Annotated in this window: 19 protein-coding genes; 1 reads left to right on the forward strand and 18 read right to left on the reverse strand. The window is 47.6% G+C overall.

Features of this window, described 5'->3' with window-relative positions; all coding sequences use genetic code 11:
- Positions 1 to 21: 21 nt before the first annotated feature.
- The 4 genes from infB to NFR28_RS08135 are packed head-to-tail and all read right to left on the reverse strand — an operon-like array spanning position 22 to position 4,825.
- Positions 22 to 2,778, reverse strand: coding sequence for a translation initiation factor IF-2 (infB, locus tag NFR28_RS08120; RefSeq protein ID WP_251179310.1), 2,757 nt, complete (start codon positions 2,776 to 2,778; stop codon positions 22 to 24).
- 11 nt (positions 2,779 to 2,789) lie between these two features.
- Positions 2,790 to 3,083, reverse strand: coding sequence for an RNase P modulator RnpM (gene rnpM, locus NFR28_RS08125; protein ID WP_251179311.1), 294 nt, complete (start codon positions 3,081 to 3,083; stop codon positions 2,790 to 2,792).
- Positions 3,084 to 3,097: 14 nt separating this feature from the next.
- Positions 3,098 to 4,309 carry a transcription termination factor NusA gene (gene nusA / locus NFR28_RS08130; protein ID WP_251179312.1) on the reverse strand — a complete coding sequence of 404 codons (1,212 nt, stop codon included), beginning with the start codon at positions 4,307 to 4,309 and terminating at the stop codon, positions 3,098 to 3,100.
- A gap of 42 nt (positions 4,310 to 4,351) precedes the next feature.
- The gene (locus NFR28_RS08135; RefSeq protein WP_251179313.1) at positions 4,352 to 4,825 is read right to left on the reverse strand and encodes a ribosome maturation factor RimP; all 474 of its coding nucleotides are present in this window, start codon (positions 4,823 to 4,825) and stop codon (positions 4,352 to 4,354) included.
- Positions 4,826 to 5,177: 352 nt separating this feature from the next.
- On the opposite strand from NFR28_RS08135, the gene NFR28_RS08140 reads away from it, so the two are divergent.
- Complete coding sequence (locus tag NFR28_RS08140; RefSeq protein WP_251179314.1) at positions 5,178 to 5,498, forward strand: rhodanese-like domain-containing protein; 321 nt, start codon at positions 5,178 to 5,180, stop codon at positions 5,496 to 5,498.
- On the opposite strand, the gene dprA is transcribed toward NFR28_RS08140, so the two are convergent.
- From dprA to NFR28_RS08210, 14 genes are all read right to left on the reverse strand, one after another.
- Entirely contained in the window at positions 5,499 to 6,497 is a 999-nt protein-coding gene (gene dprA, locus NFR28_RS08145) for a DNA-processing protein DprA (RefSeq protein WP_251179315.1), read from the reverse strand.
- Positions 6,494 to 7,987: a YifB family Mg chelatase-like AAA ATPase gene (locus NFR28_RS08150; protein ID WP_251179316.1), complete on the reverse strand. Its 1,494-nt coding sequence runs from the start codon at positions 7,985 to 7,987 to the stop codon at positions 6,494 to 6,496. The genes dprA and NFR28_RS08150 overlap by 4 nt, the downstream gene beginning before the upstream one ends.
- A complete protein-coding gene (locus tag NFR28_RS08155; RefSeq protein WP_251179317.1) occupies positions 7,988 to 8,395 on the reverse strand; it encodes a YraN family protein in 408 nt (135 codons plus the stop codon).
- Between the two features lie 165 nt (positions 8,396 to 8,560).
- Positions 8,561 to 9,349 (reverse strand): ribonuclease HII, encoded by a 789-nt coding sequence (locus tag NFR28_RS08160; protein ID WP_251179318.1) that lies wholly within the window; start codon positions 9,347 to 9,349, stop codon positions 8,561 to 8,563.
- A gap of 117 nt (positions 9,350 to 9,466) precedes the next feature.
- Positions 9,467 to 9,814 carry a 50S ribosomal protein L19 gene (gene rplS, locus NFR28_RS08165; RefSeq protein ID WP_251179319.1) on the reverse strand — a complete coding sequence of 116 codons (348 nt, stop codon included), beginning with the start codon at positions 9,812 to 9,814 and terminating at the stop codon, positions 9,467 to 9,469.
- 129 nt (positions 9,815 to 9,943) lie between these two features.
- The gene (locus NFR28_RS08170) at positions 9,944 to 10,276 is read right to left on the reverse strand and encodes an AzlD domain-containing protein (RefSeq protein ID WP_251179320.1); all 333 of its coding nucleotides are present in this window, start codon (positions 10,274 to 10,276) and stop codon (positions 9,944 to 9,946) included.
- The gene (locus tag NFR28_RS08175) at positions 10,277 to 10,963 is read right to left on the reverse strand and encodes an AzlC family ABC transporter permease (protein WP_251179321.1); all 687 of its coding nucleotides are present in this window, start codon (positions 10,961 to 10,963) and stop codon (positions 10,277 to 10,279) included. It abuts the gene before it with no gap.
- A gap of 50 nt (positions 10,964 to 11,013) precedes the next feature.
- The gene (locus tag NFR28_RS08180) at positions 11,014 to 12,060 is read right to left on the reverse strand and encodes a deoxyguanosinetriphosphate triphosphohydrolase (RefSeq protein ID WP_251179322.1); all 1,047 of its coding nucleotides are present in this window, start codon (positions 12,058 to 12,060) and stop codon (positions 11,014 to 11,016) included.
- Between the two features lie 40 nt (positions 12,061 to 12,100).
- Positions 12,101 to 13,210: an S-methyl-5-thioribose-1-phosphate isomerase gene (gene mtnA / locus NFR28_RS08185; protein WP_251179323.1), complete on the reverse strand. Its 1,110-nt coding sequence runs from the start codon at positions 13,208 to 13,210 to the stop codon at positions 12,101 to 12,103.
- Positions 13,211 to 13,213: 3 nt separating this feature from the next.
- A complete protein-coding gene (locus NFR28_RS08190) occupies positions 13,214 to 15,682 on the reverse strand; it encodes a cation:proton antiporter domain-containing protein (protein WP_251179324.1) in 2,469 nt (822 codons plus the stop codon).
- Between the two features lie 178 nt (positions 15,683 to 15,860).
- On the reverse strand, positions 15,861 to 18,578 hold the full coding sequence (gene ppdK, locus NFR28_RS08195) for a pyruvate, phosphate dikinase (protein ID WP_251179325.1): 2,718 nt from the start codon (positions 18,576 to 18,578) through the stop codon (positions 15,861 to 15,863).
- A gap of 49 nt (positions 18,579 to 18,627) precedes the next feature.
- A complete protein-coding gene (locus tag NFR28_RS08200) occupies positions 18,628 to 19,512 on the reverse strand; it encodes a pyruvate, water dikinase regulatory protein (RefSeq protein WP_251179326.1) in 885 nt (294 codons plus the stop codon).
- A 61-nt stretch (positions 19,513 to 19,573) separates the two neighbouring features.
- Positions 19,574 to 21,664: a glycine--tRNA ligase subunit beta gene (gene glyS / locus NFR28_RS08205; RefSeq protein ID WP_251179327.1), complete on the reverse strand. Its 2,091-nt coding sequence runs from the start codon at positions 21,662 to 21,664 to the stop codon at positions 19,574 to 19,576.
- The gene (locus NFR28_RS08210; RefSeq protein ID WP_251179328.1) at positions 21,657 to 22,607 is read right to left on the reverse strand and encodes a glycine--tRNA ligase subunit alpha; all 951 of its coding nucleotides are present in this window, start codon (positions 22,605 to 22,607) and stop codon (positions 21,657 to 21,659) included. The genes glyS and NFR28_RS08210 overlap by 8 nt, the downstream gene beginning before the upstream one ends.
- Positions 22,608 to 22,609: the final 2 nt, after the last annotated feature.

The raw sequence follows: 22,609 nt of genomic DNA on the forward strand, positions 1-22,609 counted from the left end.
CGAGAGTTTTGGTAAGTTGTTTTACTCGGTACGCTCAACCTCTTTGATCTGGTAACCCTCAATGGTGTCACCAATCTTGAGGTCTTGGAATTTCTCAATACCAATACCGCACTCATAACCTTGCTTTACCGTCTTAACGTCATCTTTGAAACGACGCAGGCTTGCCATAACGCCTTCAAAGATAACCGTGCCGTCGCGCACAATGCGCACCTTGTCATCACGGGTGATTTCGCCTTCAACTACATAACAACCCGCAATAGTACCAACCTTCGGTACCTTGAAGGTTTCACGAACTTCGGCAATACCCGTGTCAACCTCAACGATATCAGGTGAGAGCAAACCAACACGTGCGGCATTAATGTCTTCGATGGCTTGATAAATCACCCTATAGAGGCGAATATCAACCTTCTCTTTTTCTGCCTGCTGGCGTGATTTACCTGTTGGGCGTACATTAAAGCCAATAATGATGGCATCAGATGCAGCTGCAAGAGTTACGTCGGTTTCAGTAATACCACCAACAGCAGAATGAACGATGTTGATGCGTACTTCAGTTTGATCCATCTTGTCAAAGGCATCACGCAAAGCCTCAATTGAACCTTGAACGTCTGCTTTGACAATAAGATTCAAGTCGGTCTGCTTGCCTTCCTCAATACGGCTAAACAACGCATCCAAGCTCATATGAGACTTCGTCTCCTGCTCAGCCAAACGGGCACGTAAAGCACGCTCTTCTGCCAACTTACGAGCATCACGCTCGTCTTCAAATACACGGAACTCATCACCTGCAGTAGGAACTGAGTTTAAGCCTAAAATCTCAACAGGATCTGAAGGTAGAGCTTCTTGGACGTGCTTGCCGCGCGGATCAATCAACGCACGTACGCGACCATATGAACTACCAGCAACAACCACATCTCCCGTGTTGAGCGTACCGCGATGCACCAATACGGTGGCAACCGGGCCTCTTCCCTTGTCCAGATTTGCCTCAATAACAAAACCTGATGCAAGAGCGTGAGGATTCGCCTTCAACTCAAGCACATCTGCCTGCAGCAAAATAGTCTCAAGCAAGTCATCAATATGAAGTTTCTTTTTGGCAGAAACTTCGACAAACATGTTAGAACCGCCCCATTCTTCAGGGATAACGCCATATTCGGTTAACTCTTGGCGAACGCGATCGGGGTTTGCGCCTGGCTTATCAATCTTGTTAACTGCAACAACAATAGGTACATTTGCTGCTTTCGCATGATTGATAGCCTCAATAGTTTGCGGCATAACACCGTCATCAGCTGCAACCACCAAAACAATGACGTCGGTTACTTGAGCACCACGTGCACGCATGGCAGTAAACGCCTCATGGCCAGGGGTGTCAATGAAGGTAATTTGACGTCCATCAATCTCTACAACCGATGCACCAATATGCTGGGTAATGCCACCTGCCTCAGATTCCACAACACCAGTATGGCGAATAGCGTCCAACAGTGAAGTTTTGCCGTGGTCTACATGGCCCATAACGGTAACTACTGGTGGCCTAGGAAGCAAGTCCTCTTCATTGTCGTGATAAACAACGGCGTACTCCTCTTCAGGAGATACAACACGCACCTTACGATTCATGTCATCAGCAATCAGCACAATCAGCTCATCACTCATTGACTGAGTTAACGTATGCATCTGGCCAAGCATAAACAAACGCTTGATAACATCATTTGGCTGCACGCCTAAAAGCTCAGCAAATTTTGAAACGGTAGCGCCTTGAGGAACTTCAACCACTGACTCATCAAGAACTAATGTCGGGTCAAGACCCTTCTGAATTGCTTCAGCTTCCAAACGTTCTCGCTGCTCAGCTTCACGCTTTTGCTTACGCTTCTTACGACGACCTTCTCCTTCAGAGTTGCTTGCAGCAGCTTCAACCGCCGCACGAGCCTCAGCCAATACCTTATCACGTTGGAGTTTCTCGGCCTGCACCGCCATTTGAGCATAGCGGTCTTCAGGTTCGTCTGTTTGTACCTCAAGCTCAGGCACATATTGCTCAACGTGATTCTTTTTCTGATGTTTCTTGCCCTGCTGGTCACCACGCTTTTGCTTAGACTCTTTAGCGGGCGCATCTTGTTTTTGCTGCTGAATACGAGCTTGTTCGGCATCAATCTGAGCAAGCAATGAATCAAAATTCGCTCGCTTTGCGCCAATGCTCGGAGCTGCCTTTTTTGGAGCTTCAGAAGAAGTAGTAACGGGCTGTTTCTTTGAGCCACGATTGCGCAGTTCCTCTTCAACTGCTTGCTTTTTAGCAATCTCTTTCGCAAGCGCTTCTTGACGAGCACGCGCTTTCGCCTCTTCTTTTTCACGAGCGACACGTTCTTTTTCGCTCTCAATTTGGCTTGCCAGGCTCTCATAGGGCGAAGAAGGCTTCGGAGCGGGCTTCGCTGTTTCAGTTGACTCTTCCTCTTGCTTTTCTTCTTGAGCAGAGGCAGCTTCACGACGCGCACGCTCTGCTTCGCGAGCAGCGCGCTCCTGCTCAACCGCTTCGCGACGCGCACGCTCCTCTTCTGCTTTACGCGCTTGCGCTTCAGCTTGCTCGGCGGCCAACTGAGCAGCTTCTTCGTCCGCGAGCTTGCCTGCGCGTTGCTTGATCTCAGGCTCAAGATTCTTGCGAATCTTGTCAACATACGCATCAGCAAGCATGCTGGCATGACTCTTTGCAGGGATCTTCATCTCATGCAGTTTATCAAGCAACTCCTTGCTCGACATATCAAATTCTTTTGCTAATTCATGTACACGCATGCTGGCCATACACAACACCTCTACTCTCTTACTTCACGCTCAAAAGACGCGACGCAGGCGGCGATTCGCTCATAGTCATCGCTGCCGAGCGTCGTTTTGAGCGCTCGGTCGAGCTTCTTCTTTTTCATAGCAGCACTAAAACACTCTAACGAACACACATAAGCACCTCGACCAGCCGCTTTTCCCGTGCTATCAAAAGCAAGATTACCATCGGGAGTACGCACAATACGCATAAGCGTAGCCTTATCGGTGGTAGTACCACACGAAATACAGGTGCGCTGGCGCTTGGTATGTGTGTTTTTGTTCGTCATCATGTCAACTGCAATAATTATTCCTCGTCCAAGTATGCATGAACGCCGCAATAGCGACTATCAGGACGAGCATGGTTACGACAACGCACGCCATCCTCGCTCACAAACACACATACCTCTTCATCATCTTCTTCAACTTCATCAATCAAGACGTTGTTAGTGGGAACCAAAGTCTCACCCGTAAAGCTTGCGCTCTTAATATCAATATGCCAACCAGTCAGACGAGCCGCCAATCGAGCGTTTTGACCTTCTTTGCCAATAGCAAGCGAAAGCTGGTCGTCAGGCACAACAACAGTTGCGTAGTGGTTATCTTCATCAATAATCACGCGATTAACCTTTGCAGGAGACAATGCATTAGCCACATAGACCGCAGGGTCTTCTGCCCATTGAATTACGTCAACACGCTCGTTGCGAAGTTCTTCAACCACCATTCGGACACGACTTCCCTTAGGTCCTACGCATGCGCCAACCGGATCAAGATTAGCTTCGCGCGAAGAAACAGCAATCTTTGAGCGTGCACCTGGCTCACGAGCGATTGATTTGATTTCAACCATGCCGTCATAAATCTCAGGAACCTCAATCTCAAACAGACGACGAATCAAATCTGGATGCGTGCGAGACACTACGATTGCAGGACGAGCTTGTTCTCCGCGTGCTTTCGGAGCATCAGAATTCGGATCACGCACATCAATAATCAGCACCTTCAAGCGTTGGTTGTGGCGATAGTGCTCACCTGCCGGACGCTCATTACGCTCACCGGGATTGCGCTTTTGATCATAATGCGGCAGTTCAGCTTCAACGCCATCACGAATCTTGATAATCGTAAAGTCAGGAGTGCCTTGCAATACGGTACCAGTAACCAAATCACCAACACGATCAGAAAACTCTTCATAGATAGACTGACGCCCTGCTTCGCGAACAATAGAAGCAATAACGCCTTTTGCGTTTTGCGCAGCAATACGACTGACGTCATTTGGAGTAACATCGCGTTCTTCGAACTCGGTCCACTCACCCGTCTCTTCATCAGGCTCTCCCACCGGAACCAACTCATAAACATAAATACGTCCCGTTTGGCGGTCAATCGTTACACGCGCATCCCATTCAAGATCCAAGATATGCTGATAGCTTTTTGCCAGAGATGCTTCGAGGCGCTCAATAAGATAAAACTCGTCAATTTTGCGCTCATGTGCAAGCGCCTGCAATGCCTCGATCAATTCTGAAGTTGCCACGATTTTGTTCCTTTCTTTATAAACCCAACTAGGAGTTTTTGTTTACGAGCTAAAATCTACGACACCCTTAACGCGGGCACGTTTTATATTGTCAAAGGGGATCTGAACTCGTTCATCCTCCACAGCAAGCACCACTACGTCATCATCGGTGATCTCATCAAGGATGCCTGTCCAATTGCTTCTTCCGTCAATTGGACCAGTAAGTTTTAATACCACTGTCTCACCAAGCGCTTTACGAAAATGCTCTATAGTGCGAAGAGGGCGATCAATTCCTGGCGACGAAACCTCCAAGGTATACGCTCCAGGAAAAGGATCAATCTTATCCATGATTTCGTTGATCCACACTTGCGATGCTGCTAGTTCATCAAAGCTCACGCCATGATCAGTGTCTATATAAACGCGAATTGTTGGAGACTTTTTGCCTCCCACAATCTCTATCGTTACAATTTCGACGCCCTTTTCTTGAGCTGTTGGCTCAAGCGCTTGCAATAACTGCTTCTCTTTTTCGCTGAGCACAGGTGCTCCTTTCGTGACGTTGCGTTCATTCTAACAGTGCATGCATCAATGTCTTGCTCTGCTCTTTTTGCCACCAAACAACAAAAAGCTCCCTACAAACAAAGAAAGCGGGTAAAACCCACTTTCTCAAAATTCGAAAGTATGGCGTACGCAAAATACGTACAGCATTGCAGAACATGTCTTATAAACTTATACCATATAACTCTATTTTTCGCCACCTTCTACGTAAGTGAGCGTGCAAGTTCTCCACAGACGGCATTACCTCTGCTTGTTATCGCCTACACTTATTGCCCAGAAACAAACTTGCAGCATACAAACAACAAAGCAAACAAACTGAGTCAAGGAGATTACCATGAACTTGGAAAGTGCTTCATATAAAAACACAATAGATAGTGGCGTTCAGGAGTACCGTGAGACCCCCCATTCCGTTCTTGTAGATGTACGTACTTCACAGGAATATAACCAGGGGCATATTCCTGGAAGCATCAATATCCCCCTACAAGAAATCACCGAGATATTTCAAAGAATCCCCGATAAGAATACGCCTTTGTTTGTTTATTGCCACAGTGGCATGCGAAGCGCCAAGGCAGCAGACATCCTTACACGAGCTGGTTATCAAGCAGTCAAAAACATTGGTGGCATTATGCTCTATAACGGCAGCCTTGAACTTTGATTATGTCATAGTGTAGCGGCCATCAGGCATTCGATGAGCTCTTCCTGCTTGCTCGGCTTCAACGAGTGTACGCATGAGCAAAGCGTAAGGTGCAGTATCAAGATCCGACAAACTCATCTGTTCAGATATATGCTGATAAAGCTCGTCTAAAGACAAAGGTGCCGCGAGAAGCGCTTGAACTACTTCTTGTTGCACGCGCCGAGCTCCATCAGATTGCATTTTACTTACCTGATCATTGTGTAAGTATTTGTCTTGTTGGGAAACTGGTTTATCAAAAGTTCTATTGCTCTGTGCCTCATCAGGGGAAGCAAACCCTGACAGCACACCAAATGACTGCATGATCATGCTATCAAATGTTTTGTCGTCAATAATAGGTAATGCTCCCTGACTTAAAAGCCAATTTGCACCGTGCGATGATGGCGCCGTTATAGCACCTGGCACGACACAGACATCCCTGTTTGCGCACACCGCATCATCAGCTGTAGACAGCGTTCCGGAAGGCAATCCCGCCTCAACAATAAGCGTAACGCGCGCAAGCGCTGCAATGAGACGATTGCGCTCGCGAAACATATATGGTCGCGGATGCATATCCCACGGTTGTTCAGAGACAAGCGCGCCTCCTTGTGAAACTATTCGCTCAAAAAGCGTATTGTTTTCGGCTGGATATGGCCGATCGCACCCGCCACCCAAAAACGCCACCGTTTTCCCTCCTGCTGCTAGTGCAGCTTTATGAGCCTCAGAATCACACCCTCGCGCGCCACCAGAAATTACGACAATCCCATTCCGAGCTGCCCTATCAGCAAATCGCTTTGCGCAAGCGCGTCCATAGGGGGTAGCCTTTCGTGCCCCAACAATTGCAATTCCTTCTTGGAGTGCATCAAGAGAACCAATCACAAACAGACAGCGTGGGGGGTTTCTTACTCGCTCGAAAGCTTCAGGATAACGTTCGTCTCCTCGAAATATTTCATAACGCTTCCCCGATATCCAATGCTTGCTCACACATCATCACTCTCCTCGCGCAGCCGCAAAGCAAACGCTTCATAAATATGTTCGATACCAACTGTGTTGCTTTCAGCAAGATCAGCAATCGTGCGCGCAAGCGACAACGTACGTATTATTCCTCGTCCCGATAGCCTACTTTGCTGTGCGAGAGCTTCAAAAGCACACTGATCAGCACACGACAGCTGACAAGCTTCAACGAGCGCTTTGCTTTGTCGAGGATTTTCCCCACCCGTACGAGCAAGACGCCAATCGCGAAATTCGCATCCTCGCATAACCTCATCATGAAGCTGAGCTGACGACGTACCGCTCCCTGATTGCATTACTGCATGGGCTTTCATACGCATCACTTCAAGATGCATATCAATACGGTCTAATAAAGGTCCTCCAATCCTTCCTTGGTACCGTTTAATCTGAGGTAGAGTGCATTTGCAAACCGCCTCATCAGAACCGTAGTTTCCGCAAGGACACGGATTGGTTGCTGCCATGAGCATAAATTTCGAAGGAAACGTTATAGAGCCTTCAGCACGAGTCAGCGTTAGCACACCTGATTCAAGGGGCTGACGTATCCCCTGCAATACCGCAGGTGAAAATTCAGCCATCTCATCTAAAAAGAGTACGCCATGATGAGCAAGCGAAATCTCTCCTGGACGCAGCGGAGTGCCACCTCCTACCAAACCCGCAAGACTAATAGAATGATGAGGAGCACGAAACGGTCTGACGCCAGCCAAAATATCAGAAGGATCTAAACCCGCAACGGAATGTATAACAGCCGCTTCAATGCGTTCAGTCTTATTCAAAGGTGGCAAAATAGAGCCAATCCGAGAGGCTAACATGGTTTTTCCTGAACCTGGAGGCCCCATCATCAAGACGCCATGTTGCCCTACCGCAGCTATTACAAGCGCTCGCTTTGTCATCTCGTGTCCAGCAATATCAGCAAAATCACAGCCATACGTTGAACGCTGAAAGGTACATGGTGTCACATATGTTTCAAGCGGCTTCGTAAAGTCATGCAAGCTTATCACTTCAAGACACCTATGCTCTGACATACTTGAAAGCTCATGGGTATAAGCGCTGACAAGTTTCCACTCTTTACGTGCAGCGCACAATGCACATGCTAGCAAGCCAGCAACGGGACGCACCAACCCTTCAAGCGAAAGCTCCCCTACCAACACGACATCACGAAGCGGTTCAAGAGGAATTTGACCAGATGCACCAAGGATGCCAAGTGCTATGGGTAGATCAAACCCCGATCCTGTTTTCCTCAGTGCACTAGGCGCAAGATTTACTACTATTTTTTGAGAGGGCATCGTAAAGCCACATGCTTTTATAGCCGCCTTTACTCGCTCCCGCGACTCCTGAATAGAAGCATCGGGCATACCTACAATCGTAAACCCTGGAATGCCCGATCCAATACTGACCTCTACTTCTACCAAAAGAGCTTTGACACCTTTAATAGTTGCCCCATGGAGACGGCATTTGCCTTGCATTTAGGCACCACCAAAAGCATTGATATGATGGCGAACCAATGCTCGGTCATCAGAGATAACAACGATTGAGACAATATCGAAACGAACTGGCGCATCACTAATGACGCAGTCTTTTAAGTACTCAAGTGCAATACGTTCATAGCGCTCACGTTTTTCTCGGGTGACCGCTTCAGAAGGCATCCCTTTGTCGCAATTGCGGCGCGTTTTCACTTCAATAAACACAACCGCATCGTCATCTCGGGCAATAATGTCAGCTTCGCCAGCATAACAAGTCCAATTGCGCGCAACAATCTCATAGCCGCGTCGTTCCAAAAAACGAGCTGCAGCATCTTCTCCACGCTTGCCAAGCGCTTTATTGCGCTTCCCTTTTAATTGAGGAGCGGGGTGTTCTAATACAGCATCTGTCATAACAATCTCCTTTTCTTTCTGGGAGTTGTCATGATAGTGATCAGATTGGCATTTCTTTACATGCCAGCTTCATTGTTTTAGGCCAATTTAGAGTCTTAATCTTGACTGGTTTACATCCGGAATACACAGCATTTCTTGCGTTTTACCATGCGTTTGCCTTTTGAGCTAAAACAATGACTGTTGCAGAAAGGAGCCACAAAAAGAAACACGATGAAGTGGAGTTAATCCATGCTGTTTAATTGCAGCTATATGTGAAGGAGACGCGTAACCTTTGCAAGATTCCCAATCATATTCAGGATAGCTTTTCGCAAGTTCAACCATAAGCGCATCGCGTTCAACTTTTGCAATAAGTGAAGCAGCAGCAATAGACGCGCACTTGCCGTCGCCTTTAATGATGTTAATTTCACGAGGATCAAGATGCAACGGATTACCGTCTATTAACACTACTTCAGGAAGCACTCCTGAAGCTTCAATAGCTTGTATCGCACGGGTAAAAGCCACACGTAAAGATGCTGACATTCCACATGCGTCTATATCAGCAGGCTCAATAAACTGCACCGTCCATGCAAGCGCTTGTGCCTTAATAGTCTGAGCAATACGTTCCCTATCAGCGGGCTTGACTTGTTTTGAGTCGTTGAGCCCTTCAATGAGTGGCTCTGGTGGCAAAACTACCGCACCCACCGCCAAAGGACCTGCAAGTGGACCGCGTCCAACTTCATCAAGGCCAACACAAATATGCGCACCTTGCTCAGATAGAATTGCTCGCTCGAACTCGTACAGACCTTCTAGCCGCTTACGCTCTACAGCCAACGCATCAAGACGCTTTCTATTCTGGCGAAGTGCAGCTTGCACTCCTTTGCGAGTATCTGATGCAAGAGAGCGCTCGTATACCTCAAAGTCTTGTTCGGTTGCCTGTAATAGCATTTGCTTAATTTCGTTCACTGAAAGATCCATATGAACTCCTCCACCTCACCCCGCCTTTGAACTTGAGCACTTTCATATAAGCAAGCTCAGACACAAAAAGCCCCCTGACGAAAAGTCAAGGGGCTTACAGAAATGCTCGTTGACGGCCTATCGGAAAGCCTTTTCCTTAATTTTAGCAGCCTTGCCAACCTTGTTACGCAGATAGTACAGCTTAGCGCGACGTACATCACCTTGACGTACAACCTCAATCCTTTCAATCTTGGGTGAGTGTACCGGGAAGGTACGCTCTACACCAACTGAAAAGCTGATCTTGCGAACGGTAAACGTCTCGCGATTAGAAGCACCTTGACGACGAATAACGTCGCCCTGGAAGACCTGAATACGCTCGCGATTACCCTCAGTAATACGATAGTGAACCTTAACATTGTCACCAACGTTGAACGCCGGGACGTCCTGCTTCATTTGTTGCTGCTCGATGGCGCGAATGATATCCATGGCCATGTTCCTTCTCTATACTTTAAGCTTACCACTCATGCGAGTTTCCTCGTTTAGACACGATTTGACAGTGTATCGCAATAATTTCCGAGATGCAACATGAATTCGCAAGAGCGTCACAAATCTTTGTTAAATGAGCGTCAATAACGCATAGGCGGCAACTCCTGCAATCGCAGACCAGAGCAAAGATTTTGTCTTGAGAGCCACCAAGCCCACTACGACCGCAGATACAAGCGGAGCAGCTGCTGGCCAAATACCCGCATCAAACATGGCAGGATCAAGTAAGTCATTGGCAACCAACGCAGCAAAGGCCGCAGGCGGAATAAAACCAAGTGCTTTTTCCAAACCTTCAGGTAAGTTGCGCCCCTTAAGAACAAAGAGCGGAACAACACGACATGCCAACATAGTGATAGCGCAGCATATAAAAATGATGAGAAAATTACTCCAGCTCATCAATTCCATTTACCCACGCCCCTTCGCCCAACTAAAAGCAAGAGCAGCGCAAACACCCAAGACAGCACCAATAAGAATAGCTGGTCCTGACCAGCCGATCATCTTACAAGCAAATACGCCAACGATTGCCACCAAAGCAGCCAGTGCGTTCTCGGGCGTCCACTTTTGTGTTACCAGCAGACAAATAAATATGGAAGTCATAGCAAATGCTGCAATGGCAAGCGGCACACCAATAGCGTTGCCCACTAAAACACCAACAACATTTGAAAGCGTCCATGAACTTTGCGAAAACAAGTTCACCATGGTAGCGCGATCAACCGACCATTCGCCAGTAGAAAACTTTTGAACATTTACGCCATAGCTTTCGTCAGTTACTGAGGCGGCGAACAAAAATGACAAGCGCTTTTTAACGCCTTTACAAGCAGGCGCGAAGGCGGCCGAATAAAGCATTTGACGCGTATTTACGAGCGACACTGAGGCAATAATGGAAGCAATCGGGCCTCCTGCAAGCCACATATTCGGAATCATGAACTGTCCTGCGCCCGAGTAAAAAAGTACTGAAAGCAAGAAAGCTTGCAGCGCATTAAGACCAATGGAATCCTCAAGAATGCCACAGGGTATACCTATAGCAACATAACCCAGCATAATAGGAATTGCTGCTTGAAAAGACTGTTTGATGTGATCCCTTGAAAACATAGCGAAGCAATTATACCCACTTTGTCATCAATGACAACTCTCATCATGTGTTAATGAAGAGAAATTGCCTGAGGAATGAAGAGCTGTTGATAGGTTGAGGTGGCAAAACGGTCAGTCATACCAGCAATATAGTCGGTTACCGCGCGCAGATGATCTCCTTGCGCAATAACAATATTCTCATCAGGAACTTGAGTAGGATTATCCACGTAGTAATCAAAGAGATCGCCAATAAGATGGCTTGCTTTCTCTACTTCGTGCATCACCGCCTCTGACTGATAGACATACGCAAACAAAAATGCACGCAATTCCATCATGGCTGCATACACTTCTTCAGTCATCGTGATGTCTTTGGCAGCCGAAGAAGCTGAAACCATATCACCTACCAAGGTTTGAATGCGATCTGAATGACATACGCCAAGCACTCTATGGGTAGACTCAGGTAAATCTGATTCGCGTAAAATACCTGCGCGAATTGCATCATCAATATCATGGTTTACATATGCAATGCGATCTGCAGTAGCAACTATTCTTCCCTCACATGTTGCCGCACGAAGATCCCCAGTATGATTTAAGATACCATCACGTACTTCCAGGGTTAGATTGAGCCCAGCACCCGCGTTTTCAATACGTTCAACTACACGAACACTCTGCTCGTTGTGTCTATAGAGCCTCTTTGCTTCCTCAGTATTCGGATCAATTCCTTTGTGGCGAGCCAGCGCGCGCGAAAGCGCCGCTTCACCGGTGTGACCAAATGGTGTGTGACCCAAATCATGGCCAAGGGAAATAGCCTCTGTGAGGTCTTCATTTAAGCCCAAAGCGCGCGTGATGGTTCGAGCAATTTGAGCAACCTCAAGAGTGTGCGTTAAGCGTGTGCGAAAATGATCCCCTTCCGACGCAAGAAACACTTGCGTTTTGTGGGAAAGGCGACGAAATGATTTTGAATGCAAGATCTTATCGCGATCTCGTTGATAATCAGTTCGTAGCTTATCGGGGTCACTCATACGTTCTCGACCGCGAGACTCAGCTGAGCATGATGCTTCAATAGAAAGACCTTCACGTTCTCGCTCTTCTTGAATTTCACGCGTAATTATCTTCATAGATTCGCTCACTTTTCGACGCATCTTGACTGCGCACACACTACGCTATGCTTAAGGCTTGCGCAATGTCATCAGGCGAAAACACACCTTTTTCCGTAATGATGGCGCTTATAAAGCGCGCAGGCGTCACATCAAATGCTGGATTATAAATATCAACCCCAGGATAGAGCGGATCAAGAACTTCACTCGCATCACGTTTTTCAATAGGAATATCACAACCCGATGCTAAAGAGATATCAAGGGTAGAAGTTGGCGCAGCAACATAAAAGGGCACACCAAAGGTTTGGGCTGCCACAGCAACTCCAAGGGTGCCAATCTTGTTCGCAGTGTCACCGTTAGCTGCAATTCGGTCAGCACCAACAACCACCGCGTCAATCTCACCGGAGGCCATAAGCGACGCTGCCATATTGTCACAGATGAGCGTTACAGGAACGCCAGCTTGAGCAAGTTCCCAGGCAGTAAGGCGTGCACCTTGTCCCACAGGTCTTGTTTCATCAGCATACACGCGCGCAATCGTTCCCTTCTCAGCGGCCGCATAAACAACCCCGAGCGCGGTTCCATAAAACACTGTAGCCAAACTACCTGCATTACAATGAGTCAGTATTGTAATACCCTCATCTTCTTGGGGTAAAAGAGCAGCACCGAAAGACCCTATCGAGCGATTACATTGTTCATCTTCTGCCTCAAGTTGCTTCACCAACTCATAGCACGCTTTTTTGATGCATGTTTCAGACTTGCCCTGTAACTCTTGAAAAGCGTCGAATACCTTCTTTGTACCCCACGAAAGGTTTACTGCGGTTGGACGTGCTTGCGCAATGGCACAAGCCACGCGCTTCGCCTCAGCAAGCACAGCTGCTCTATCAGAAAAGCAACACTCGTTGCAAACCCACAGAGTAAAAGCTGCAGCTCCTGCTACCCCGAGCGCTGGCGCGCCACGTACAGCTAGCGTTGTTATGGCATCTATCACAGCCGCCCAAGAATCCACCGTTTCGCAAACCAAATCATATGGGAGCCGACGCTGGTCAACATAGGTAAGCACCACGCGATTATGCTCGTTTTTTTTCAGCTCAATAGTTCGAGGAATCCGCTCAAGATGCAGTTCAACATCTCCTCGCCAACACTCATCACCACTTTGTTGTACCTGCGTCATCTCTTATACCTGCTTATCTTCTTGTGTCTCTCGTTGGGGTTCTATGGACTCTTCGTCAACAAACTCTGGGATGCTTTCAGCAAAAGCGCCATCCCCTTCAGCGTTTTTGCTCTCCTGATCAACAGCCTGATACATAATAGGGTATGCATTTTTTGGATCACCAATAAGCCAGATGTGATCCCCTGCAAAAAGACGCGTGTTTCGCGACGGCTTCATTTTGATGTAAGCGTCATGAACGTGCGCAACAACCAATGAGCCATACCGATTCTTAAAGTCAATTGCTGCAATAGTTTTGCCCGCATACCACGATCCATCCAGAATCTCAAAACGAAAACATGTAAGATAACTTTTGCCTTCACCCTCATTGAGATATTCATTAAAACTTTGCGAGGCGTTATCGGCTTCTTCGTCACTGAGCGTCTCTTCTTCAACCATTGATTGGATATAACCATCCACCTCATCTTCGGTGCCCAAAAAGGTCAAGACATCTCCTTCACGAATACCTAAATCATCATGAGGATCTGCAATGCGTTTCGTTAAATCTTCTTTTGTCAAACGCGCAAGCGCCTCTCCTGCTATACGCTTACCGTCACGCACAATTGAAATAAGATCAAGGTTGTGAGCTATGCCAAAGAGGTAGTCGACAGGGCGAAGCGTGCCACTTTTGCGCTTAAGCGTACGCGACGCTTCAACCTCAACAACAAAGAGGTGATCTTCAACCCAATATGCATGATCGTTGTCACCCAATGCCGCCATGCGTTCTTCAAGTATGTTCTCACTTAGGTTGCCAAAGAAACTTGATTCTAGTTTCAAAAACATAGAGTGCATCGTACGTGAACGGCCAAGCGCCACAACCGCAACAATAGCTGTAATAATAGCAACAGGTGAAAGCATGGTACGAATGCCTACTGCCGCGTAGGTGACATAAAGAACCGACACAAGCGACACTAAGATGCCAAAGATACTAACTGCAAGCAAAAGCACGTGATTGCGCTTACTGCGCATCCACAGCACGCCAAATTCACCTTTGCGCGACGTATAAAAGAGATTAGAGATAAACAAACTCACTACCAAAACACACACGCTACCCAGCAAAACAGAAATTAATGGATGCGGAATAAAGCGCACCAAAAGCGGACGAAGCATGCGTAGCAGTATTTCAACTGACGCCACAGACGAAAAAGCGATAAGCGCCAATTTGAGAGCCCAAGATCTCAGCATGCTCCCCCACAGACTTGACTCCTCTTCCTCTTCTTGAGTCTTTCGACGTGGACGAAAACGAGCAAGTACACCCATGTTGAGAACATGAGCCACACCGTGATATACCCGATCAGAATTGCGCACCATAAAAGGCGTAGTAAGTGCCGTCACAACCGAAACAGTTACAATGACGGGATACAAGAAACTTGGCGTCACGCCAAGCGTTGATCCAAGAGCGGCAATAATGAATGAAAACTCACCAATTTGACCAAGACTCATGCCGCATTTCATGGCCATACGAAGCGACTGCCCTGAAAAGAGCGCACCAAGAGTGCAGAATATCGAACGTCCAAAAATAGTCAGAAGTGCAATAGCAATTACCGCCGGGGCGTTTTCAACGATAGCCTCCGGTGCTACCAAAGTGCCAACAGAAACAAAGAATACCGCTCCGAATAAATCTTTAATCGGTCTAAAAAGCTCATCAATTCGATGCGCCTGAACGGTACCAGCAAGAATCGAACCGCCCAAAAAAGCTCCCAATGCCGAAGAGAAGCCAATTGCCGTTGCAAGCATTACCATCAACAAACAAAAAGCAATAGAAGCTACCAGCATAATCTCGTCGGTCAACCATTCTGTAATACGTTTAAGCACCGACGGAACCACAAGCACCGCTAGGGCAAACCAAACTACTAAATACAATGCCATTTGACCAATTTGCAGAACGGCATCTGCTCCATCTGAACTTCCTGCTGCAACTGTTGAAAGAATTGCAAGCAAAAATACTGCAGCAATGTCTTCAATCACGAGCACACCAAAAACTAGTTCTGCAAAACCCGCCTTTTTGACTCCCAGGTCAGTGAATGTTTTTACGATAATTGACGATGACGAGATGGCCAGCATACCACCTAAAAATATTGATGTGGTTAACGACCACCCAAAGACAAGCCCAAGACACGTGCCACATATAATCATCAAGGGCATTTCGGTGGCTGCTGTAACCACTGCTGATTTTCCAACCGTGGTGAGCTTTATTACTGAAAACTCAAGACCCAAACCAAACATTAAAAAGATCACACCAATGTCTGACCAAGTTGAAATGGTTGCCGGGTCACCTAAGTCGGGGAAATAAACAAAAGCAGGACCTACGATAAATCCTGCAGCAACATAGCCAATTACTAACGGTAGCTTGAGTTTCTTACAAACGATCGTAGCTGCAGCGGCAACAGCCAACAGAAGCGCAAGATCCGAGATAAGCTGAGGAAGATGCGTCATGTCTTTGCCTCTCAAGTATATGTTTTGTCATTTTCGCCTTCGATTGTAACAGTCCAATCCTCTCGTTATTGACCGCGACGAACATTTTCTTAGCATTTTTTGAACACTTGCACAAAAAAGCGCGCCATCTAAACGATGACGCGCTCTGAGAAATGCTCTACAAGGATAGGAGTAGAACCTACTTTGCGGCAAGTGCTGCTTGACCAGCTGCCAAACGAGCGACAGGAACACGATACGGCGAGCAGCTCACATAATCAACGCCACATTCTTGGAAGATGTGAATTGAATCAGGATCGCCACCATGTTCACCACATACACCGCAAACCAAATCAGGATTGCCTTCATGGCCTAGCTCAACACCCATCTTTACAAGTTTTGCTACGCCGCTATCAACGGTTGCGAAGGGGTTGTAAGGCAACAGACGTGCTGAGAGATACTGAGGAATAAACTCTGCCTCAACGTCGTCACGGCTAAAGCCAAACGTGGTTTGAGTGAGGTCGTTGGTACCAAAGCTAAAGAAGTCAGCATAGTGCGCAATCTCATCTGCGGTAACTGCCGCACGAGGAAGCTCAATCATGGTGCCAACAGGAATATCAAGCTCAACACCTTGCTCAGCTGCCACCTCAGCAATAACCTCAAGCGCAACTTCACGCAAGGTTGCCAATTCGGGCACAACTGAGACAAGCGGAATCATAATCTCAGGCTTCGGATTCAAACCACGCTTCTTGAGCTCTGCTGCTGCGGTAGCAATAGCGCGAACCTGCATGCGCGGCAGAATCGGATAAACGATGCCCAAGCGACAACCACGTAGACCAAGCATTGGGTTGGCTTCTGCCATAGCGTCAATTTGCTCCATAAGCTTGCGCTTCTCAGCGATAACCGTCTTGTCTCCACCAGCTGCCTCAAGACGTGCAATCTCAACATCAAGCGCACGCGGGCTCTCCAGGAACTCATGCAGTGGCGGATCAAGCAAACGAACAATAACAGGCAAACCGTCCATGGCCTCAAACATACCCAAGAAGTCACCAGTTTGCGCTGCAAGCAGATCGCTTACAGCCTTTTCGCGAACAGCCTCATCCTCGTTCAAGATGAAAGTCTGAATGATTTGCTTGCGGTCACCTAAGAACATATGCTCAGTACGGCAAAGACCAATACCCTGGGCGCCAAAGCTTCGTGAAAGCGCAGCATCTTCTGGGTTGTCTGCATTAGCACGTACACCCAAGGTGCGGAACTCATCAGCCCACTCTAAAATAGTATCAAGGTCACCAGTTAGTTCAGGCAAAACTAGATCAACAGCACCCAAAACAACGATACCAGACGTACCATCAATAGAGATCATGTCACCCTCTTTGATGACAATGTCTGTACCAGTTACAGTAGCTTGTTTCTTCTCAGCATCAATCTTGAGAGCTTCAACACCGCATACGCAAGGGGTACCCATACCACGAGCAATAACAGCCGCATGGCTGGTCTTACCACCATGAGAGGTCAAGATACCTTCAGCAGCAATCATACCTGCAAGGTCATCAGGGTTTGTCTCCCAGCGAACCAAAACGCACTTGCGACCAGCTTCAGTAACCGCAACTGCATCAGCCGCCGAAAAGACTACTTCACCAACTGCTGCACCCGGGCTTGCATTCAAGCCGCGTGCGAGCACGTCATATTTTGCATCCTTATCAAATTGAGGATGGAGCAGCTGATCAAGTTGATCAGGGTTAACGCGCATAACTGCCTCTTCTTTGGTGATGAGGCCTTCCTTTTCCATCTCAATTGCAATATGCAAAGCAGCCGCAGCGGTACGCTTACCAACGCGAGTCTGCAACATCCAAAGCTTGCCCTGCTCGATGGTAAATTCAATATCGCACATGTCACGGAAGTGATTCTCAAGCAACAAGAAAACATCTTCCAGCTCTTGACCTGCATCTTCCAAGCCGGCAACTTCTTTAAGCTCAGCAATAGGGCTTGTGTTACGAATACCTGCTACAACGTCTTCGCCTTGTGCATTTACCAAATAATCGCCATAGAATTCTTTTTCGCCATTAGCAGGATTGCGCGTAAAAGCTACACCTGTTGCGGAAGTTTCGCCTTTGTTGCCAAAGACCATTGATTGAACATTAACTGCAGTACCCAAGTCATCTGCAATCTTTTCACGCTGACGATAAATGACTGCACGCTCATTGTTCCATGAACCAAAAACAGCCTCGATAGCAAGTTGAAGCTGAACCATTGGATCTTGCGGGAATTGCACTACTCCATCTACAACCAGGTTAGGATATGCTTCAGCAGAAACATTTTCGGTGAAGATTTCTTTAAACTCCTCAACGAGCTCCTGCAGATCCTCAGCGGTCAAGTCGGTGTCAGAAGCTACACCACGAGCGTTTTTCATAGCAGTAATGGCATTTTCAAAAAGATCGCCATCAAGTCCCATAACGACGTTTGAGAACATCTGAATAAAACGACGATACGAGTCCCAAGCAAAGCGGGGGTTTTCCGTTTGCTTAATCAAGCCATGGATTGACTGATCATTCAAACCAAGATTCAAAACCGTATCCATCATGCCAGGCATTGACATAGGAGCGCCAGAACGTACTGACACCAAAAGCGGATCTTGCGCATCGCCAATTTTCTTGCCCATGCGAGTTTCAAGATCTTCACGATACTCAGCAATGGTATCAAGCGCACCCTCAGGCCAGGTGTTACCTGCATTCGCATACTCCATACACGTTTGGCACGTGATGGTAAATCCTGGAGGTACGGGCAAACCGATGTTAGCCATTTCTGCTAAGTTTGCGCCTTTGCCACCAAGGATAGCTTTCATGGAAGTGTTGCCCTCGGTCACGTTGTTGCCTTCGGCATCCTTACCGAATGCGTACACACGCTTAAGAACCTCTGTCACCTTTTTCTCCTAACCTGAATACCCTTAGGTTTCTCGCCTGCTTGCAGGCTTATTCATCCACATCACTTGAACGCGGATGGATTTTCTCATAGTAACGCAAAATCTCCTGAGCTGTCTCCTCGACCGCACGATTTTCGGTGTGCACCACAATGGCACCAAGCTGGCGCATAAGAGCGCGCGCATCTGTAAGATCTTCCGAAATAAATTGCGGATCAGCATAGCGCCCCGCTACCGCTCCCGCACGCCCCAACCTGCGTTGGCGAATACCAATCAAAACATCGGGAGTAATCATAAGACCAAAGAGCCTACTGCGCTCAACCTCAAACAGCTCAACAGGAGGTTCAGTATCCGGATCAAGCGGGATATTTGCTACTTTGTATCCTTGTTGCGCTAAATAAATAGAGGTAGGTGTCTTCGATGATCGCGAAACGCCTAAAAGTACAATATCAGCCTTTGTGAGATCTTGAGGATTGCGTCCATCATCGTGAGCAATGGTAAATTCAATAGCTTCAATGCGCTTGAAATAATTGCGATCGGCAACATGCATACTGCCAGGTTTGTCAGCAGGCTCAAGACCGGACATCTCAGCAATAGAATGTATGGCGTCAGTCATCAAATCAACCGCTATTACATCTTCACGTGATTCCAAAAACTCATGCACCTGATGCGACAAACTGTTGTCCACCAGCGTGTAAAACACCAAGATACGATCTCCAATGTTATGAGCCTTATGATAGGCAACATGCGTCTCGACAAATTCTTGCACTTCTTTGAGCGAGCGAACTTTTGGCAGCACCTCAATAGCAGGATTGGTAACCCCAAATTGCGCACAAGCTGCTCGGGCAACCGCTTGAGCTGTTAACCCAACTGAATCAGAAATGACATGCACCGTCGGAAGCGGTGTATTGTTCTCTTGGATAACAACATCTTTCATACACGACTCCCCCTTACAAAATGACCCCTGCATCACGAGATACAAGGGTCATTCAACTGAGTTATTTGGACGCTTTCGTCATCTTTGCAAAGTCAGCAACATGAGCAAATACGGCAACGAAACGATTCAAGAGGCGAAGACGATTGTTTCTCAACGCTTCGTCCTTATCCATGATAAGTACATCTTCGAAGAAGGTATCAATGGGTGTGCGAAGTGACGCAAGTGCCTCAAGAGCAGCTGCATAATTATCCTCAGCAAGAGCACGCTCTACAGCAACTGCAGCCTCGTTAGTAGCTTTATCAAGCGCAAGCTCGTCAACATCCATTAAGCTTGCGTCAACCACATCCCCTAACGTTTGGTCTGCAAGATTGTTGGCACGAGCATACGCGGTAGCCAAATCATCAAAGACCTCTGCCGATTGTGTACGAGCAGCTTCCAGCGCACGAGCGCGGGCGATAATAACTGCCGGTTCAACAATTCCCGTTGCAAGAACAGCCTCAACACTGTCAGGTGAGACGCCGCTGTCGCGCAAGATGACCTTCGTGCGCGTTACAAAGAACTCGATAATTTGATCATAAATTGCTTGACGATCAAATTCCACTCCACTGGCTTGATAGGTATCAAGGGAAGCATTCACTGCATCTACCAAAGAAACATGCAAGCCCGCCTCTAGCATAGCGATAATGCCAATTGCACTCCTTCGCAAAGCAAACGGATCAGATGAGCCAGTCGGACCTTGACCAACAACAAAAAGACCGCAAATGGTATCAAGCTTATCTGCGGTGGCCACTATGCGACCAACAAGAGATATCGGTAGATCGTCGCCTGCAAAGCGCGGACGATAATGATCAGCAATTGCTTGCGCCACCTGATCAGTCTCACCAGCAGCTGTTGCATAGTATGAGCCCATGATTCCTTGCACACTCGTAAACTCAACAACAGCATTGGTTACCAAGTCAGCTTTTGCCAAATAAGCAGCACGTGCCACATCAGCGCTGTCAGCTTCATCAAGTCCGGCATCTTTTGCCAAATGTTCTGCTAAGCCCACCACGCGATCTGTTTTCGCGCGCATGGTGCCAAGGCTTTCCTGGAAGACCACTTCATCAAGGCGGTCAACATAGGTATCAAGAGCACGCTTTAAATCTTCTTCGTAGAAAAACTTTGCGTCCGACAAGCGTGCACGCACAACGCGTTCGTTGCCATCAATAATAGTCTCAGCACATTCAGGGTTGCCATTTGAAACTAAAATGAAGTGGTTCGTGAGTTTATGATTGTCATCATAAAGTGGGAAATAGCGCTGATGCATCAACATGGCATCAACGATAATCTCTTCTGGAACCAAAAGGAACTCTTCGTCAAAAGCACCAACCAAAACAGTGGGATACTCGCAGAGATTCGTGACCTCAAGCAAGGTCTTCTCCGGTAACTCAGCATGGGCATTCCACGTCTTTTCGGCGCATGCCACACCTTCACGAATAGCTTCTTCACGAGCTTTTTCGCTTGTGAGAACATACGCAGACTCAAGCACAGCAGGAAGATCGGCGGCAGTGGAAACCGTATGAGGACCAGGGGATAAGAAACGATGTCCGCAAGTCTCATTAGATGCTACGAGGCCTGCAAATTCAACTGGAATTACCTGCTCATCAAGAAGAGCAACCAACCAACGCACCGGACGCGAGAAATACTCATGAGTACGTCCCCATCGACACGACTTCGGCCAAGAGATTGCACTGATAATGCTGCTTAACACCTCCGGCAGCAACTCAGCTACATCGCTTGCGGGCAAAGAGCGCGTAGCAAAAACATATTCAACATCGCCCTCAAAACGACGTTCAAGAGCATCAACACCTACGCCTTTACCACGTGCAAAGCCCTCAGCAGCTTTTGTTGGTTTACCATCTGAATCAAAGGCAATAGCAACAGAAGGTCCGCGGAACACTTCATCAAGAGCCTCAGTAGTATCGGCAACATCGCTTACCATAACGATGAGACGACGCGGCGTCGTCAAAACCGTAATCTCTCCATGCGGGATACGGGCACTCTCAAGAGCTTGCTCGGTAATTTGCGGCAGTGCAAGGGTTGCTTTATGAAGATCAAATGCAGGGATCTCTTCAGTTCCAATCTCAAAGGTCAAGGTATGCAGCTTAGTCATTGTCTGCCCCCTTTCCCTCATCACTTGCAGGCTTCAGCCCAACCACGTGCTCCATATAGCTTGCACAGCATGCTTTTGCCAGCGTGCGAACGCGCAAGATATAGGCCATACGCTCAGTGGCGCTAATAACACCACGCGCATCAAGCAAGTTGAATGCATGGCAGCATTTCAAAACGCTATCATATGCCGGAAGCGGAAGACCTGCCTCAAGGGTACGCATACATTCTGCTTCACGGTCATTGAATTCCTGGAATAAGAAATTCGTATCGGCAATTTCGAAATTGAATTTTGAATACTGGCGTTCGTTTTCTTGATATACATCACCGTAGGTGAATACCACGCCATCCTTACCGCGGCTCCACACGATATCAAACATAGAGTCAACGCCTTGAATGTACATAGTCAAACGCTCGAGACCATAGGCAATCTCAACTGGAACAGGATCACACTCAAAACCGCCCACTTGCTGGAAGTAGGTAAACTGCGTTACTTCCATACCGTCAATCCAGACTTCCCAGCCCAGACCCCAAGCACCAAGTGTTGGACTCTCCCAGTCATCTTCAACAAAGCGCACATCATGAGCATCGACATCAATACCGATAGCACGCAAACTACCCAAATACAGATCTTGGATATTGTCCGGTGAGGGTTTCATCAGCACCTGGAATTGATAGTAAAACTGGGTGCGATTCGGGTTTTCGCCATAGCGACCATCGGTTGGACGACGACATCCCTGCACATACGCGGTTCTCCACGTATCAGGACCAAGCGAACGAAGGGTTGTTGCAGGAGCATTCGTACCAGCTCCAACTTCGTTGTCGTAGGGCTGCAAAATAACACAGCCTGCATCAGCCCAATAACGCTGCAAGTTCATGATAACGTCTTGAAATGTTGGTGCATCCGCAGCTGCTTTCGATACACCCATCTCAATCTCTTGGGTCATAC

The sequence above is a fragment of the Adlercreutzia agrestimuris genome, assembly GCF_943193125.1.
In the GTDB taxonomy this organism is placed as follows: domain Bacteria; phylum Actinomycetota; class Coriobacteriia; order Coriobacteriales; family Eggerthellaceae; genus Xiamenia; species Xiamenia agrestimuris.

Bases quoted from the DNA above. Each gene is read 5' to 3' on its own strand.
- infB (WP_251179310.1), bottom strand. From the start codon at position 2,778: ATGGCCAGCATGCGTGTACATGAATTAGCAAAAGAATTTGATATGTCG.
- rnpM (WP_251179311.1), bottom strand. From the start codon at position 3,083: ATGATGACGAACAAAAACACACATACCAAGCGCCAGCGCACCTGTATT.
- NFR28_RS08140 (WP_251179314.1), top strand. From the start codon at position 5,178: ATGAACTTGGAAAGTGCTTCATATAAAAACACAATAGATAGTGGCGTT.
- NFR28_RS08150 (WP_251179316.1), bottom strand. From the start codon at position 7,987: ATGCAAGGCAAATGCCGTCTCCATGGGGCAACTATTAAAGGTGTCAAA.
- NFR28_RS08155 (WP_251179317.1), bottom strand. From the start codon at position 8,395: ATGACAGATGCTGTATTAGAACACCCCGCTCCTCAATTAAAAGGGAAG.
- NFR28_RS08160 (WP_251179318.1), bottom strand. From the start codon at position 9,349: ATGGATCTTTCAGTGAACGAAATTAAGCAAATGCTATTACAGGCAACC.
- rplS (WP_251179319.1), bottom strand. From the start codon at position 9,814: ATGGATATCATTCGCGCCATCGAGCAGCAACAAATGAAGCAGGACGTC.
- NFR28_RS08170 (WP_251179320.1), bottom strand. From the start codon at position 10,276: ATGGAATTGATGAGCTGGAGTAATTTTCTCATCATTTTTATATGCTGC.
- NFR28_RS08175 (WP_251179321.1), bottom strand. From the start codon at position 10,963: ATGTTTTCAAGGGATCACATCAAACAGTCTTTTCAAGCAGCAATTCCT.
- NFR28_RS08180 (WP_251179322.1), bottom strand. From the start codon at position 12,060: ATGAAGATAATTACGCGTGAAATTCAAGAAGAGCGAGAACGTGAAGGT.
- mtnA (WP_251179323.1), bottom strand. From the start codon at position 13,210: ATGACGCAGGTACAACAAAGTGGTGATGAGTGTTGGCGAGGAGATGTT.
- NFR28_RS08190 (WP_251179324.1), bottom strand. From the start codon at position 15,682: ATGACGCATCTTCCTCAGCTTATCTCGGATCTTGCGCTTCTGTTGGCT.
- NFR28_RS08200 (WP_251179326.1), bottom strand. From the start codon at position 19,512: ATGAAAGATGTTGTTATCCAAGAGAACAATACACCGCTTCCGACGGTG.
- glyS (WP_251179327.1), bottom strand. From the start codon at position 21,664: ATGACTAAGCTGCATACCTTGACCTTTGAGATTGGAACTGAAGAGATC.
- NFR28_RS08210 (WP_251179328.1), bottom strand. From the start codon at position 22,607: ATGACCCAAGAGATTGAGATGGGTGTATCGAAAGCAGCTGCGGATGCA.